The 15,229-nt window shown below is 71.8% G+C and carries 11 protein-coding genes; 5 read left to right on the forward strand and 6 right to left on the reverse strand.

All coding sequences use genetic code 11. From position 1 onward, the window contains the following. Nucleotides 1-2 precede the first annotated feature (2 nt). Nucleotides 3-3,842 carry a type I polyketide synthase gene (locus G3I78_RS07315; protein ID WP_164421962.1) on the forward strand — a complete coding sequence of 1,280 codons (3,840 nt, stop codon included), beginning with the start codon at nucleotides 3-5 and terminating at the stop codon, nucleotides 3,840-3,842. A gap of 85 nt (nucleotides 3,843-3,927) precedes the next feature. On the opposite strand, the gene G3I78_RS07320 is transcribed toward G3I78_RS07315, so the two are convergent. After that, nucleotides 3,928-5,259: a protein kinase gene (locus G3I78_RS07320; protein ID WP_164421963.1), complete on the reverse strand. Its 1,332-nt coding sequence runs from the start codon at nucleotides 5,257-5,259 to the stop codon at nucleotides 3,928-3,930. Between the two features lie 282 nt (nucleotides 5,260-5,541). Between G3I78_RS07320 and G3I78_RS07325 the strand changes: the two genes are divergently transcribed. Together G3I78_RS07325 and G3I78_RS07330 are read left to right on the forward strand one after the other, a co-directional pair. Then, complete coding sequence (locus tag G3I78_RS07325; RefSeq protein WP_164421964.1) at nucleotides 5,542-6,324, forward strand: SDR family oxidoreductase; 783 nt, start codon at nucleotides 5,542-5,544, stop codon at nucleotides 6,322-6,324. A gap of 73 nt (nucleotides 6,325-6,397) precedes the next feature. Next, on the forward strand, nucleotides 6,398-7,303 hold the full coding sequence (locus tag G3I78_RS07330) for an alpha/beta hydrolase (RefSeq protein ID WP_164421965.1): 906 nt from the start codon (nucleotides 6,398-6,400) through the stop codon (nucleotides 7,301-7,303). 265 nt (nucleotides 7,304-7,568) lie between these two features. On the opposite strand, the gene G3I78_RS07335 is transcribed toward G3I78_RS07330, so the two are convergent. Together G3I78_RS07335 and G3I78_RS07340 are read right to left on the reverse strand one after the other, a co-directional pair. Continuing rightward, nucleotides 7,569-8,180, reverse strand: a complete 612-nt coding sequence (locus G3I78_RS07335; protein WP_164421966.1) for a response regulator transcription factor — start codon at nucleotides 8,178-8,180, stop codon at nucleotides 7,569-7,571. Nucleotides 8,181-8,264: 84 nt separating this feature from the next. Beyond that, nucleotides 8,265-9,437 carry a histidine kinase gene (locus G3I78_RS07340; protein WP_164421967.1) on the reverse strand — a complete coding sequence of 391 codons (1,173 nt, stop codon included), beginning with the start codon at nucleotides 9,435-9,437 and terminating at the stop codon, nucleotides 8,265-8,267. 452 nt (nucleotides 9,438-9,889) lie between these two features. Here G3I78_RS07340 and G3I78_RS07345 point away from each other — a divergent pair, with 452 nt between their 5' ends. Then, a complete protein-coding gene (locus G3I78_RS07345) occupies nucleotides 9,890-10,729 on the forward strand; it encodes an AfsR/SARP family transcriptional regulator (RefSeq protein ID WP_164421968.1) in 840 nt (279 codons plus the stop codon). Nucleotides 10,730-10,830: 101 nt separating this feature from the next. Here G3I78_RS07345 and G3I78_RS07350 read toward each other — a convergent pair whose 3' ends face one another. Both G3I78_RS07350 and ccrA read right to left on the reverse strand, forming a co-directional pair. Further along, on the reverse strand, nucleotides 10,831-11,571 hold the full coding sequence (locus tag G3I78_RS07350) for an alpha/beta fold hydrolase (protein WP_164421969.1): 741 nt from the start codon (nucleotides 11,569-11,571) through the stop codon (nucleotides 10,831-10,833). A 68-nt stretch (nucleotides 11,572-11,639) separates the two neighbouring features. After that, nucleotides 11,640-12,980, reverse strand: a complete 1,341-nt coding sequence (gene ccrA, locus G3I78_RS07355) for a crotonyl-CoA carboxylase/reductase (protein ID WP_164421970.1) — start codon at nucleotides 12,978-12,980, stop codon at nucleotides 11,640-11,642. A 309-nt stretch (nucleotides 12,981-13,289) separates the two neighbouring features. Between ccrA and G3I78_RS07360 the strand changes: the two genes are divergently transcribed. After that, entirely contained in the window at nucleotides 13,290-13,862 is a 573-nt protein-coding gene (locus tag G3I78_RS07360; protein WP_164421971.1) for an RNA polymerase sigma factor, read from the forward strand. A 20-nt stretch (nucleotides 13,863-13,882) separates the two neighbouring features. On the opposite strand, the gene kynU is transcribed toward G3I78_RS07360, so the two are convergent. Then, on the reverse strand, nucleotides 13,883-15,214 hold the full coding sequence (gene kynU, locus G3I78_RS07365; RefSeq protein WP_164421972.1) for a kynureninase: 1,332 nt from the start codon (nucleotides 15,212-15,214) through the stop codon (nucleotides 13,883-13,885). Nucleotides 15,215-15,229: the final 15 nt, after the last annotated feature.

A 15,229-nucleotide genomic window follows, 5' to 3' on the forward strand; every position in this document is an offset into this window, starting at 1 on the left:
CGATGAGCGACACGCCGGAGAACGAGTTCGCGGAGACCAGGTTCTCGGAGAACGACATCGCCGTCATCGGCCTCGCGGCGCGCTTCCCCGGGTCCGAGACGGTGGAGGAGTTCTGGGAGAACGTCGCCGCCGGGAGGGAGTCGGTGCGCCCGGTCGGCGAGGAGGAGTTCCTTCAGGCGGGCGGGGACCCGGCGGACCTGGCGGACCCCTCGCTGGTGCGCAGGGCGTCCGTCATCGAGGGGATCGACCTGTTCGACGCGGGCTTCTTCGGCTACAGCCCCGCCGAGGCGGCGATCGTGGACCCGCAGCAGCGGCTGCTGCTGGAGTGCGCCTACCTCGCCCTGGAGTCCTCGGGGTACGCGGCCGACCAGGGCGAGGGCGCGGTCGGTGTGTACGCGGGCGCCGGTGACAGCCGGTACTACGCGTCCCATGTGTACCCGAGGTTCGCGGGTCAGCCGGGTTCGGTGGAGCTGGTGCACACGACCGCCGCGAACTCGCTGGGAACGCTGGCCACCAGGGTGTCGTACGAACTCGGCCTGACGGGCCCGAGCCTGTCGTTGCAGACCGCGTGCTCGACCGGTCTGGTGGCGATCCACACCGCCTGCCAGGACCTGCTGAACCACGCCTGCGACATGGCGCTGGCCGGGGCGGTGTCGGTCAACCCGTCGGCGAAGCTCGGCTACCGGCATGTGCCGGGCGGGGTGTTCTCCCCGGACGGCAGCTGCCGCCCCTTCGACGCGGACGCCGGCGGCACCGTACCGGGTGACGGCGTGGGCGTGGTCGTCCTCAAGCGGCTGGCCGACGCGCTGGCGGACGGGGACCGGATCAGGGCCGTGGTCAAGGGCTCGGCGGTCAACAACGACGGCCGCCGCAAGGTCGGTTTCAGCGCGCCCAGCACCGAGGGGCAGTGCGAGGCGATCCTGATGGCACAGGCGCTGGCCGGGGTCGACGCGGACTCGATCGGCTACCTGGAGGCCCACGGCACCGGCACCAGCCTCGGCGACCCGATCGAGGTGGAGGCGCTGACCCGGGTGTTCCGGGAGAGCAGCGACCGCCGGCAGTTCTGCGCGCTCGGGTCGGTCAAGTCCAACATCGGCCATGTCGGGGCGGCGGCCGGTCTGGCGGGGTTCATCAAGGCCGTGCTGGTCCTGGAGCACCGGCAGATCCCGCCGGTCGCGCACTTCCGCCGCCCGAACCCGCTGATCGACCTGGCCGGGAGCCCGTTCCGGGTGCCGACCGGCCTGGAGGAGTGGCCCGCCGGAAGCGGTCCGCGCCGCGCCGGTGTGAGTGCCTTCGGGATCGGCGGGACGAACGCGCACGTGGTCCTGGAGGAAGCGCCGGACCGGCCGGTCCGCGTGGACGGCGATCCGGGGGCACGGTGGCAGGTACTGCCGCTGTCCGCCCGTACGCCTGGCGCCCTTCCCGGTCAGTGCGACGCCCTGGCCCGGCATCTGTCGGACCACCCCGGCGCGGACCTGGCCGCCGTGTCCCACACCCTGCGCACCCGCCGTCCCGCGATGGCGTTCCGGGCCGCGGTGGTCGCCGAGCACGGCCGGGACGCCGTCGAACTGCTGGGCCGTCCGCTGTCCGACACTCCCTCCGGGGGCGCGGAACGGCCGCCGCGGGTGGCGTTCCTGCTGCCCGGCGGTGGCGTCCACTACCCGGGCATGGGCGCGGAGTTGTACGAGGAGTGCGCCCCGTACCGCGCGGTCGTCGACCGGTGTGCCGGGATCCTGCGTCCGGTGCTGGGCCGGGACCTGCGCGAGGTGCTGTTCGGCGCCGGCACCGCCGACTCGGATGTGCCGGGGCTGCTGTCGGTGGTGGTCACCGAGTACGCCCTGGCCACTGTGCTGATGGAGCGCGGGGTCCGTCCGGACGCGTTGATCGGGCATTCGCTCGGCGAGTACACGGCGGCCTGTCTCGCCGGGGTCATGGACCTGGAGGACATGCTGCTGCTGGTCGCCGAGCGCGGGCGGCTGATGGTCACCACCCGTGGCGCGACCGTCAGTGTGGCCCTGGGCGAGGCCGAGGTGCGCCCCCTGCTGACCGGCGGCCTCTCGCTCAGTGTGGTCAACAGTCCGGAGGCCTGCACGGTCGGCGGTGACGAGGCGGCGGTGGCCGAGCTGGAGCGGCGGCTGACGGCCGAGGAGATCCCGCACCGGCGTCTCGCCCTGTCGGTCGCCGCCCACTCCCATCTGCTCGACCCGATCCTCGGCGACTTCGCCGAGGCCGTACGCGGTGTCACCCTGCGCCCGCCCCGCCTCCCCTACGTCACCAGCACCACCGGCACCTGGGCCACCGACGAGCAGGCGACCGGTGTACGGCACTGGGTCGACCAGCTCCGCGGGACCGTGCGCTTCGCCGAGGGCATCACCGCCCTGTGGGAGCGCGGCGAACCGCTCCTGGTGGAGGTCGGCCCCGGTGACACGCTGTCGAAGCTGGCCCGGGCGTGTCTGCCGGAGTCGGCGCCGGGCACGGTCGTCACCATGCGGCACGCCAGGTCCGAGCGGTCCGACGTCCAGGTCTTCACCGAGGCGCTGGCCCGGCTGTGGACCGCCGGGGTACCGGCCGACCTCGCTCCGCTGAGCGGGGCCCGCGAGAACGGCCCGGGCACACCTCTGCCGGGCTACGCCTTCGACCGCCGCAGCCACTGGATCGACCCGCCGCGCCTGTCCGTGGCCTACGGCGGCCTGCCGTCGGCCAGGGACACGACCGACGCCCCGGAGACCGTCGCCGCTCCCGTGGCCCGCGCCCTCGCGCCCCGGCCGCATCTCCGCACCGCGTACACCGCTCCCGCCGGCGACCTCGAACACGCGGTCACCGAGCAGTGGCAGGAGGTCCTGGGCGTGGAGCCGATCGGCGTCCGCGACAACTTCTTCGACCTGGGCGGCGACTCCATGCGCGCGGTGATCCTGGCCGGCCGGCTGCGCAAGGCGGGGGTGCTCGACGTGCCGGGATCGGCCGTGCTGGCCGCTCCGACCGTCGCGGGTCTGCTGGAGCGTGCGGGCCGCCGTGGTGGCGGCCGGGACGCCTTCGCGCCGATCCTGCCGCTGCGCACCGAGGGCGACCGGCGTCCGCTGTTCTGTCTGCACCCCGGCGGCGGCATCGGCTGGCGGTACGCCGGGCTCCTCGCCCATCTCGGGGAACGGCAGCCGGTCCACGCCGTCCAGGCGCGCGGGCTCGACGGGGTGGCACCGCCCGCCGCCGATCCGAAGGACATGGTCGAGTCGTACCTGGAACTGGTACGCGAGATCCAACCGACCGGCCCCTACCGGCTCTTGGGCTGGTCCTACGGCGGGATGGTGGCCCACGCCATGGCCACCGCGCTCCAGGAGGCGGGCGAGCGGGTGGAGTTGCTCGCCCTGCTCGACAGTCCGCTGCTGCATCTGCACCCGCCGTCCCCGGAGGTCGGTGAGCGCCAGGTGGTGGCCCTGCTCTCCCGGCTGACCGGGGTCCATCTGCCGCAGGACGCCCCGCCGAACGTCGCCGACCTGCTGGAGCTGCTCGACTCGTCCGGCCCGGCGGCGGCCTCGGAGGTAACGGCCGCGGAGGCGGCGGACATCGCCCGGGTCATGCGCAACAACCTGCGTATCGCGCCCGAGTTCAGCCCCGGTGTGTTCCGCGGCGACGTCCTGTTCTTCACCGCGGTCGGCGGCGCCGGGGCCAGGATCTCGGACGATCCCTCGGACGCTCAGGACAAGGCCGAGGAGTGGAGCGCGTACGTCGACGGCTCGATCGAGGACCACGAAGTGCCGTGCGGCCACTACGAGATGACCGAGCCGGAGCCGATGGCGCTGATCGGCGAGGTCGTGGCGGCCGCGCTGGCGGCGACGGAGGGCTGAGGGCCGTCCCGCTGACGGATTCGGCCCCGTGTCCCGGTCTCACACACCGGGACACGGGGCCGAGTCCTTCGTACGTGACGCGCTCTCAGTCCTCCTCGCCCGCCTTCGCGAGGGCCAGCAGGCTCGCGTGGACCTCGGCGCGCAGCTCGCGCATGAAGCGGCGGCTGAAGCAGGCCGTGTGGTGCGGGAACTCGATGGCGAGGCGGCCGTCGAAGGACGTCACACAGGCCATGACAGGGCTGCGGCCGAGGTGCGGGAAGTAGTGCTCACGGGCGGGTACGAGCCGTACGTCGGTGAGGTAGGTGCCGGCCGGGAGGCGCGGGCCGGACACGGCGCCCATGTTGGTCACGATCACCGTGCCGAGGTGGAGCGTCGGATGCAGCGGCGCCGACTCCATGATCCGCAGCTCCTGGAACTGCTCGCCGCGGTCCAGGAACTGCCGTACCTCGTCACCGACTTCGCGCGCCAGTTCCAGCACGTCGGTGTCGGTGGCGACGGTGCGGGTCTGGAGGTGCATGGTGACCGCGGCGACCATGACCGAGGCGGGTACCGGCGGCGTGAGCCGTGAGCGCAGGTCGACCGGTGACACGCAGCGCAGGGCACGCGGTCCCGTGCCGTCCAGGCGCCGGCGGGCGGCGAGCAGCATGACGGCGCTGACCAGGGCGTGCACGGACACCCCTTCCGCGCGGGCCCGGGCGCGCAGCCGCGCGGTCGGCTCGGTGCCGAGGAGCAGTCGCTGGACCTCGATGCGGTGGGTGTGCTCGGGCTCGGTGTCCGTGGACCTCATGTCGTACGTGGATTTCGCGGCGTGCGTGGACTTCACGTCGTGCGTGGACTTCACGTCGTACGGGACGAGTTCGGCCGGATGGCCGCCGATCTGCTCCACCCGTCGTCGCAGGTACTTCGCCGTCTCGTCGGCGTCGGAGGGGGGCAGCAACGCACTGATGGGGGCGGGGAGTTCGGCCGCGGGCGGGTGCGGGGTCCCGGCGCCGTCGACGAGTTCGCGGTAGCGGTCCCAGAGGGCGTTGAGGAGGGCTATCCCGCTGTGTCCGTCGGTGATGACGTGGTCGACGCTCAGGACCAGGGTGTGCCGCTGCTCGACGGGGTCGCTCACGAGCACCGCCCGGGTGAGTGGACCGCCCACGGGCAGCGGGGAGTTGAGCTCTTCGCCGTACACCTCCTCGCCGCCGGTGCGCAGCCGCAGCCGGGGCCGCTCGGCCGCCGGGAGGGTCTCCAGGGCGTGGCCGTCGCCGTCCGGGACGATGCGGGTCAGCAGTGTGGGCTGCTCCGCCGTGACCGCGTCGAACGCGGCGGTGAGGGCGGCGGTGTCGACGGGTCCGTCGAGGACGCAGGAGAGGACCGCCCTGCTTCGCTGGGCTACGTAGAGGTTTTCCGCGGGGCACAGCGCGCGTCGCATGCAGTCAGCCTTTCTCCATTGCCTGGTCGACTCACCGCAGGATAAATCCGATTCCGGCTCCGGGAGACCGCCAAATCGGCTCCTCGACAAGGATTCGAGGGATTCTCCAGCGCCGGATTCCCTCCCTCTCCTTTTCCCTTGAGTTCTGTTCGTGCGTCACTCGAATCGACCTCGAACACCTTGACCGGCCAACTCCCCGTCGAGCAGTGTGAGCATTCGGAATGCGGGGTGCCGGCTGCCCGCATTTCCTTATCCGCAGCGCCCGAATGAGGAGGCACGACCTTGGCAGGGACCGGACGACACCAGGGCAGGACCGCGCTGGTCACGGGAGGCAGCCGCGGCATCGGACGGGCCATCAGCGCACGGCTGGCACGGGAGGGCGCGCTGGTCGCCGTCCACTACGGGCACGACGAGGCGGCCGCGGACCGTACGGTCAAGGAGATCGAGGCGGACGGCGGCCGGGCGTTCGCGGTCCACGCGGTGCTGGGCGTCCCCGGTGACGCCGCCACCCTGTGGTCGGCGTTCGACCGCGAGCTGGTCCGGTACGCCCCGGACGCCGCCCCTGGCCTGGATGTCCTGGTCAACAACGCCGGGATCACGCTGCCGCGGACGATCGAGCATGTCACCGAGGAGGACTACGACCGGGTCTTCGCCATCAACACCAAGGCCCCGTTCTTCATCCTCCAGCAGGGTCTCGACCGGCTGCGGGACGGGGGCCGGATCATCACGGTCTCGTCGGCGGCCGCCCGGATCGCCTGGCCGACGATCATCGCGTACGCCATGACCAAGGCGGCCCTGGACCATGTGACGCTGTCCCTCGCCGTGCAGCTGGCCCCGCGGGGCATCACGGTGAACTCGGTATCCCCCGGCATCACCGAGACCGAGATCAACCCGACCCTGAAGGACCCGGTGATCCGCCGGACGCTGTCCGCGCACTCGGTGTTCGACCGGCTCGGCGCCCCGGCGGACATCGCCGACGTGGTGGCCTTCGTGGCCGGCGACGACGCCCGCTGGGTGACGGGGCAGTGCCTCGACGCGTCCGGCGGCGTCCACCTCGGTCTGTGACTCCCCCGCCGCACGAGCCCGGCAGTCGCAAGGAGCAGTCCATGAACGACCGCACGCGCGCGGGTGGCGCACCGTGACCGCCCGGGAGATCTCGGCCTTCGCCGCCGAGGAGGAAGAGCGCGTCCTGAGCCTCAGACCGGTCCTCGCGCCGGTGCACGGGAAGTACGGCGACCATCCCCACCAGGTCTACGACGCCTGGCCCGCCGCGGACCCCGAGGCACCGCTGGTGCTGTTGCTGCACGGCGGGTACTGGCGCTACGACCGGATGCATCTGACGCCGTTCGCCGCCTGGCTGTCCCGGCAGGGCTTCTCCGTGCTGCTGCCGGGCTTCCGGCGCTCCGGGGGCGCCGGCGGATATCCGGAGACCTTCGACGACATCGCCCTGATCGTCGACACGCTTCCCCAGGGGCGGCCGTACGTCCTGGCAGGACACTGCTCGGGCGGTCATCTCGCGCTGTGGTGCGCGGCCCGCGCGCTGCTGCCCACCGACTCGCCCTGGCACACGACATCCCTCCCGCCGGCCGTGCTCGCCCTCGCCCCGATCACCGACCTGGAGGCCACCCGCCGGGACCGGCTCAGCAATGACGCGGCGCTGCAACTGCTGGGCGGCGCCGAACTGTTCGGGGGACGACTGCCGTACGTCGATCCCCTGACCCTGCTCAAGGGGCCCGGGACGACGGACGTACGGACGGTGCTGCTGCACGGCGAGGTCGACGAGGAGGTGCCGCTGTCGCAGTTCGCGGACTACGCGGCGGTCCACGGCGACCTGGAGACGGTCGTCCTGCCCGGCATCGGCCACTACACGCTGATCGAGCCCGACGCGCCGGGCGCGGTGGCGGTCGCGGGCACCATGCGCCGCCTCGCGAACGAAGCGAACGAAGCGAAGGAAGCAGCGGCGGCGACCGGTGGCGCGGGAACCGCCGAGAGCGTCGAGACCGCTGAGACCGCCGATGGCACCGAAGGACACCATGGTCCTTGACCGGCGCGCGGGAGCAGCCGACGACGCCGACACCCAGGGTGCGGTGCCGGTCGTCGTCGGCCTGTGTCGTCCGGCTCGGCGGCCGCCCGGATCACGGGCCCGCCGAGGACGCGACGCTCTCAGCCTGCGGCGCGGTCCTCGACATTCACTTGAACAGGGCCGGAAACGACCGTCCCCGAATGGCCCGGCCGACGTGGAAGCGACCTTCCATTCCGCCGTCGGCCCAGCCGGAATTGTTTCCCCTGCTTTTCCCGACGGTCTCCGCTCAGGGCAGCCAGCCCTGCTCATAGGCGATGCGGACCGCGTCGATACGGCTGCGGGCGCTCAGTTTGGAGACGACGGAAGTCAGATAATTCCGCACCGTTCCTCCGGAGAGGCACAGGTTGTCGGCGATCTCACCGACATCGGCACCCCCGGCGACCTGCCGCAACACCTCCGTCTCCCGGATCGAGAGCGGGTTCTCCAGGCAGTCCCAGGCACCCAGGAGCAGTTCGGGGTCGATGGCGGTACGGCCCGCGGCCACCGCGCGGACCGACTTGGCGAGCTGGGCCGGCGGCGCGTCCTTGAGCAGGAAGCCCTGGGCGTGCGCGGCCAGGGCGCGCCGCAGCAGTCCCGGGCGGCCGAAGGAGGTGAGGATCAGGGTGCGGCAGCTCGGCAGTTTCTGGTGGAGTTCGGTCGCCGCGGTGAGCCCGTCCGTACCCGGGAGATCGATGTCGAGGACCGCCACGTCGGGCCGGGTCTCCAGAGCGGTCGGCACGATATCGGTCCCCCGGCCCACCGAGGCCACGACGAGCAGATCCGCCTCCATCTCCATCAGGGCGGCCAGCGCCCCGCGGACCATGTGGACATCCTCGGCGAGCAGGATTCTGGTGTGCATGATCGTGTACTTTCGCTCGTTTCCTGCGCTCCGGCCGCACTCCGGAACGCTTCCTCCACCCCCGTTGCTCAGGACAGCGGCCGCCTAGGCGTGCGTGGGCCGCAGTGGTATCTCGGCGACGAGGCGGAACCGCCCGTCCCCGGTCGCCCCCGACTCGACGCGCCCGTCCAGCTCGGCGAGCCGGGCGGCGAGGTTGGCCAGTCCCTGGCCACCGGGATGTCCGGCGGTGTCCGGGTCCACGCCGTCGTTGACCATGACGAGCCGTACGCAGTCGTCGGACGCGGTGAACGTGACGTCGAGGGTCCTGGCCTCGCTGTGTCTGATGACGTTGGTGGTCCCTTCTCTCAGCACGACGGCCAGTACGGCGTCCAGCGCCGGGTCCAGCCCGTCCTGACCGGTCGTCACCATGGTCACCTCGACATCCGCCATGGCCAGGGCCGACCGCACCAGTTCCTGTTCCGCCTCGAAGGAGAGCGGGCAGCGGTAGCCCCTGGCCAGCACCCGGAGGTCGGCGAGGACCTGGCGTGAGGCTGCCAGGATCGCCGTGATCTCCTGGCGGGCCCGGCACTCCTCCGCGGGGACCAGTCGTCGGGCCACTTCCCCCTTCAGGATGATGGTGGACAGACTTCCCCCCAACAGGTCGTGAAGGTCTCGTGAGAAGCGCAGGCGTTCACGTGTCACCGCGACCCTGGCCAGTTCCTCGCGTTCCGCGTGCACTTCGGCGACCAGGCTGGAGAGGCGGCTGAACCCCCAGATCATCCAGCCCGTCAGCACCGTGTTCACGGCGCACGAGACGGCCAGGGCCAGCGAGCCCTCCGTCCAGGCGACGCCGAGCGATCCGGCCACGACGAGGGTCCACAGAAGCCAGACCCCGCGCATGTTGACCAGCAGGACCGAGGCGGCCAGGGGACCCGTCATGCGGTTCCAGGCGTGGCCGAACCAGAGCAGCGGCAGATACGTCAGTACGGCCTGCGCGCCGAGGACCGCCAGCGTCCGGCCGCGGCCGCGGTACCGGGTCCCCGTCCGCATGATGACGCTCTGCGCCGTGAACACCAGCGCGACCAACGCGAAGAGCGCCAGGAGCGCGCTGCCGGAACCGGGGCGCGCGGTGCGTCCGCTCACCAGGTCGAGCAGGAGCTGCGAGGCGATGTAGGCGAGCGGGACGAAGGCGATGGCCCGGGTCAGCCAGTACGTCGGGATGTCCTGGTCCGGCAGCGGCCGCACCCCGACCTTTCCGAGGTCGAACCCAGGTCTCATGAATGGCATTTCCAGTCACCCGGAACCGGCCACGTCGAGTGCGGCCGACGAGTGGCGGATATTCGTCGCCTGAAGTAATCGGAGCATGGTAAAAACGCGGCCACCATGACTACCCCGACCCGACGCCCCTCATTCAGTGATGCCCCGCACACGGATAACTCCGGCACGGAATCAGGGTGAGCCGTGAGTGGGGGGATGCTCATGGCTCCATAATGACGGACCTGGCTATCGTGTCAAGATCCTTAAGAATTAAGGAAGTTAAGGTCTTCGAGGACAGATCTTACGTTTATGGACAGCCGATGAACGGTCGGCCGCGCGGCCGACCGCACCGGAGCCGCGCTCGAGCCAAGACATGACATATTCACATGCCAACTCGTGACGGGATCACTGGGCCCCGCGAGGCACGCCTGCCAGTCTTCGAGGCAGGTTCCGCCAGACAGCAGAGGACTCAGATGACGAACATCACGGTGCTCGGGCCGTTCACAGCCACCTACGGGCAGTCGTCGTTCGCCCCAAGTGCCACCAAACCGCGCCAGGTTCTGGCACTCCTGGCACTCCAGGCCGACCGCGTCGTCACCGCACCGACCCTGATGGAGGAGATCTGGGGCGAGGATCTGCCCCGCAGCGCCGCGACGACCCTGCAGACCTACATCCTCCAGCTGCGCCGCCTGCTCTCCGCGGCCCTGGACTGCGACGCCGTGGAGGCGAAGGACGTACTGGTGACCCAGCACGGCGGCTATCTCCTGCGGGCCAGGCCCGAGCACGTCGACGCGCGGGAGTTCGAGAAGCTGGCCGCGTCCGGGGCCAGGACCTTCGAGGCCGGTGACGACCACACGGCGTCCCAGGTGCTCGGCCAGGCCCTGGGGCTGTGGCGCGGGCCCGCGCTGATGGACGTGAAGGTGGGCCGCGTTCTCGAACTGGACGTGGTCCGCCTGGAGGAGATCCGGATGACCGTCCTGGAGCAGCGAGTCGACGCCGATCTGCGGCTCGGCCGGCACGGCGAACTGGTGCCGGAGCTCTCCGTGCTGGCCGCCCGGCACCCCATGCACGAGACGTTCTGCGCCCAGCTCATGACGGCCCTGTACCGGTCCGGCGGCGCATGGCGGGCCCTGGAGGCCTACCAGCGGTTGCGCACGGCCCTGGTGCGGGAGCTGGGCCTTGAGCCCTCGCAGCGGCTGAAGCGGCTGCACCAGGCGGTGCTCGCCGGCGAGGAGTTCACCGATCACCGCGGCTTCGCCGCACCCCACGGCCGTGCCGCGGGCCGGCTGAACAGCCGGACGAACGCCGCCTGAGAGGCCGTACGCGGGACCGTGCGGGCCGATCGACGCCACGGGTCGGCGCACGGTCCCGCGGTGGGCCCGGCTGGGTCGCCGCCCGTGCGGAGCGGGCCCGGCTAGGTCGCCGCCCGTGCGGAGCGCGGGGCGATCCGCTCCAGCCGGTCCGTCAGCGCTGTACGGAACTCCGGCTCGTCGAGGAAGAAGTGGCCTCCGCGCAGCAGCGTCAGCTCGAAGCGCTCCGCGGTGAGGCCGGCCCACGCGGCCATGCCGTCCCGATCGGTCAGCAGGTCATCGAGGCCCGCGTAGGCGGCGATCGGCACGTCCAGGGGCTCGGTGTGCGGGTGGGCGTAGGTCTCGACGATCCGCAGGTCGGCGCGGAGCGCGGGCAGGAACACCCGCAGGACCGACGGTGTGTCGAGCAGGACCTGCGGGATGCCGCCCATCCGGCTCAGGCCGGCCGCGAGCGCCGCGTCCGGAAGCTGGTGCAACGGCTCGTGGGACGGTGGGAGTTCGGGGCTGATGCGGCCGGAGACCAGCAGCAGTTCGGGCGGTGTCCCCCGCTCGCGCAGCCGACGCGCGGTCTCGTAGGCGACGAGGGCGCCGAAGCTGTGGCCGAACAGGGCGAAGGGCCGCTCCCGGCCCTCCCCGATCAGCCGGACCACCTCGGTCACGACCTGCTCCATGTCCGGCAGCGGGCGTTCGCGCAACCGCGTTCCGTGGCCCGGCAGTTCGAGCGGGACCACCCGCACTCCCGGTGGCACCGCGGCCTCCAGGCGGGCGTACGGCTGGGCGCCGCCGCCCGCGTGGGGCACGCAGTAGAGAGTGAGCCAGGTCTCGGTGGTGGAGACCTGCGTCATGGAGGGGCTCCTTTCACAGGGTGGAACAACCCGGCGCCTCGGCAAGGGTGTTGCCTCGGCAAGGGTGTTCAGAGGGCTGTCCGGGCGGGCTTGCGCAGCACGCCTATCCGCTTCTCCCCGATGCTCGCCCGCAGTTCGGGGTCGGTGACGCCGAGGCCCTCGTGCGGGGCCAGGCAGAGCACGCCGACCTTGCCGACGTGCTGGTTCCGCTGCACCAGCCGGATCGCCGTACCGGCGTCGTCGAGCGCGTAGGTCTCGGAGAGCGCCGGGAGCAGCTTGCCGAGGCCGAACAGCCGGTTGCACTCGGCCATCTCCTGGAGATTGGCGGCGTGGCTGCCCACGATGCGCTTGAGGTTCATCCACAAGTACCGGTTGTCGTACTGGTGTTGGTAGCCGGTGCTGGAGCCGCAGGTGACGACGGTGCCGCCGCGGCGGACCACGAACACCGAGATCCCGAAGGTGGCCCGGCCGACGAAGTCGAAGACCACGTGGGGGTCTTCGCCGGTCTCCTTGCGGATGATCCGGCCCAGCCGCTTGCCCAGGGTGATGGTCTCCTCGGGCGTGGGGTCGCCGCCGAGCCCGATCTCCTCGCGGTTGACGACGACGTCGCAGCCGAGCGCGCGTACCAGTTCCCCCTTCTCCTCAGAGCCGACCACGCCGACCGGGATGCCGCCCGCGTTCTTCACCAACTGGACGGCGTAGGCGCCCAGTCCGCCGGCCGCGCCCCAGATGAGGACGATGTCGCCGAGCTTGATCCGGGCGCCCCGGTCGCTGATCAGCATCCGGTAGGCGGTGCCGGCGGTCAGCAGGTTGACGGCGGCCTCCTCCCAGGTCAGGTGGGCGGGCTTGGGCAGCAGCTGGCTCGCCCGGACCACCGTGTAGTGGGCCAGCCCGCCGAAGTTGGTCTCGAAGCCCCAGGCGCGCTGCCCGGTGCCCAGGACACCGTCGGAGTGGGTCATCGGCTCCTGGTCGTCGGCCTGGATGGGGCTGACCACGACATGGTCGCCGACCTGCCACCGGCGGGTGCCTGAGCCCACGCGGACGATGACACCGGAGGCGTCGGAGCCGATGACGTGCTGGGGCCGGTCGTGGCGGGCGGCGTATCCGCCCTCCCTGGCGAAGCGCTCCAGGAAGCCGAAGGTCGGCAGCGGCTCGAACATGGCCGACCAGACGCTGTTGTAGTTGACGGAGCTGGCCATGACGGCCACCAGCACCTCGTCCGGGGCCAGTTCGGGCATGGGCACCATGCCCACGTGGAGCGACTTGCGGACGTCCTTGTCCTCGACGCCCGCGAAGATGTCCACGTCCTCCTTGCGCAGGTGCGCGGCGAGGTACTCGTCCGGGACCTCCTCCCCGCGCAGTTCGTCAGGACCTGCGCCGGCCAGCACGGCCTCGGTCAGAGAAGACATGGGATTTCCTCCAGCTCGACTCACAACGGCTCGTCCCCAGTCGGGGGACGCGGGGCCCGACCGGATCACACCATCGGTGAGTCGTGCTTCGGCGGAGCTCCGCTCGAGGCCGGGCGGGCACCTGGTGGCCGTACGGCCGGGTTCGAGGCAGATTCCAGGTGGCCTGGTGAGACTTCGGAGCATGAGGAGTCCCGGTGTCCGCGCCGGTGCGTCGCGTGGCCCCCGCCCCTGACCACGGCGGCCGACGCCGGGGGACGCCCCTCAGGAGAGCCGCCCGTCCCCGACCGCCCGCCGCACTCGTGAGGCCCCATGTCCAGCACGTCCCAGTCCGGCGCCGAGCCCTGCGACGCCGACGTCATCCCCCTCCGCGACCGCCACGCCCCGCAGGTGAACGCGCTGCTGCCACGGGCCCAGGCCGGCGACTGCCAGGCCATGGACGACCTGTTGCGGCATGTCGCGCCCCTGGTCGTGCGCCAGTGCCGGCGGGTCACCCAGCGGCACGGCTCGGACGCCGCACAGGAGGCGATGCTCGCGATCTACCGCGGTATCCACGGACTGCGCGAGCCACGTGCCTTCTACTCCTGGGCCCGCGCGATAGCGGTGCGCGAGGCCGTCCGCACCCGGCGCAGGCTGGGCGAGTTCGCGGCCGAGGACCTGCCCGACCTGGTGCAGGACGCCAATCCCCTGGCCGCCGTCCACATCAGCGACGTCCTGGACCGGCTGCCGAACCACCATCGCGAGGTGCTCACCCTGCGCGCGGTCTACGGCCTGGACGAGCAGGAGATGGCGACCGCGCTCGCCCTGCCGCTCGGCACGGTCCGCTCCCGGCTGTACCGGGCCCGGCGGAACTTCCACGACGCCTGGCACCAACAGTCCGCCTGACAAGGCTCTTTGACAGACCGTCAGGTCACGGCGGCCCGCTGCCGGAAGCGCGGCTCCAGGTACTCCTCGCCGACCACGGCCGCCCGCAGGTGTCGTACGGCGTCCAGCAGGTCGTGGTGCGAGACGTACAGGGCGTTGACGCCGAACCTCAGCAGGTCCGGGGCGCGCATGTCGCCGATGACTCCGCGGGCGTCGAGGGCGCGCACCAGCGGGTAGGCCTCGGGGTGGCGCAGGGCCACCTGGCTGCCGCGCCGGTGCGGTGCGCGCGGGGTGACGACGGTGAAGCCGAGGCCGTCGAGCAGGGTGTCGACGCAGTCGATGAAGTACCCGGTCAGGGACAGGCTCTTGGCCCTGACCTGTTCCATGTCGACGCCGTCGAAGGCGGTGAGCGCGGCTTCCAGGGCGAGCAGGGAGAGGATCGGCGGGGTGCCCACGCGGGCCCGTTCCACGCCGGGGGCGGGGGTGTAGTCGCCGCTCAGTCCGAAGGGGTCGGCGTGTCCGTTCCAGCCGGTGAGCGCCTGGTCGAAGGCGTCCTGGTGGCGCCGGGCGACGTAGAGGAAGGCGGGGGCGCCCGGTCCGCCGTTGAGGAACTTGTAGCCGCAGCCCACCGCCAGGTCGACGCCGAGTTCGTCGAGCCGTACGGGCAGCGCGCCGGCCGCGTGGCACAGGTCCCACAGCATCAGTGCCCCGGTGTCCTGGACGGCCCGGGTGACCGCGGCCATGTCGTGCAGTTCGCCAGTGCGGTAGTCGACCGGGGAGTAGCCGGCCACCGCGATCTCGTCTCCGCGGTCGGCCAGGCAGCGCGGCAGGTCGTCGACCGTGACCCGGAGGACCTCCAGGCCGAGCAGCCGGCCCACCGCGTCGGCGATGTACTGGTCGGTGGGAAAGTGCCCCGGGTCGGTGAGCAGCAGCCGCCGTCCGGGACGCAGTCGAGCCGCCGCCGTCAGGCCGTTGTAGAGCTGCACGGAGGTGGAGTCGCCCGCCAGCGTCTGCCCCGGTGCCGCGCCCAGGAGCCGTCCGATCGTCTCCCCCACCCGCAACGGCGCCTGCCACCACCGGTGTTCGTTCCAGGAGCGGATCAGCCCCTCGCCCCACTGCCGTCGGACCCCGTCGGCCAGGGCGTCCGGCACGGCGGCCGGCAGGGCGCCGAGCGAGTTGCCGTCCAGGTAGACGATTCCGTCGGGCAGCAGGAACCGGTCGCGGTGGGCGGCCAGCGGGTCGGCGGTGTCGAGGGCGGTGGCACGGTCCCGCAGTTCGTCCAGGCCGGGTGCAAGCACGGTGCCGGAGCCAGAGCCGGTGCCGGAGCCGATGTCGGTCTCGGTCTCGGTCTCGGTCTCGGTGGATGCGGTCATGGTCAGCCCTTCTCG

Origin of the sequence: Streptomyces sp. SID13726, assembly GCF_010548375.1 — a bacterium.
GTDB lineage: Bacteria > Actinomycetota > Actinomycetes > Streptomycetales > Streptomycetaceae > Streptomyces.

What these genes read in the sequence shown, in the direction of transcription:
- G3I78_RS07315 (WP_164421962.1), top strand. Translation starts at nt 3, where the DNA reads ATGAGCGACACGCCGGAGAACGAGTTCGCGGAGACCAGGTTCTCGGAG.
- G3I78_RS07320 (WP_164421963.1), bottom strand. Translation starts at nt 5,259, where the DNA reads ATGCGACGCGCGCTGTGCCCCGCGGAAAACCTCTACGTAGCCCAGCGA.
- G3I78_RS07335 (WP_164421966.1), bottom strand. Translation starts at nt 8,180, where the DNA reads ATGCACACCAGAATCCTGCTCGCCGAGGATGTCCACATGGTCCGCGGG.
- G3I78_RS07340 (WP_164421967.1), bottom strand. Translation starts at nt 9,437, where the DNA reads ATGAGACCTGGGTTCGACCTCGGAAAGGTCGGGGTGCGGCCGCTGCCG.
- G3I78_RS07345 (WP_164421968.1), top strand. Translation starts at nt 9,890, where the DNA reads ATGACGAACATCACGGTGCTCGGGCCGTTCACAGCCACCTACGGGCAG.
- G3I78_RS07350 (WP_164421969.1), bottom strand. Translation starts at nt 11,571, where the DNA reads ATGACGCAGGTCTCCACCACCGAGACCTGGCTCACTCTCTACTGCGTG.
- ccrA (WP_164421970.1), bottom strand. Translation starts at nt 12,980, where the DNA reads ATGTCTTCTCTGACCGAGGCCGTGCTGGCCGGCGCAGGTCCTGACGAA.
- G3I78_RS07360 (WP_164421971.1), top strand. Translation starts at nt 13,290, where the DNA reads ATGTCCAGCACGTCCCAGTCCGGCGCCGAGCCCTGCGACGCCGACGTC.
- kynU (WP_164421972.1), bottom strand. Translation starts at nt 15,214, where the DNA reads ATGACCGCATCCACCGAGACCGAGACCGAGACCGAGACCGACATCGGC.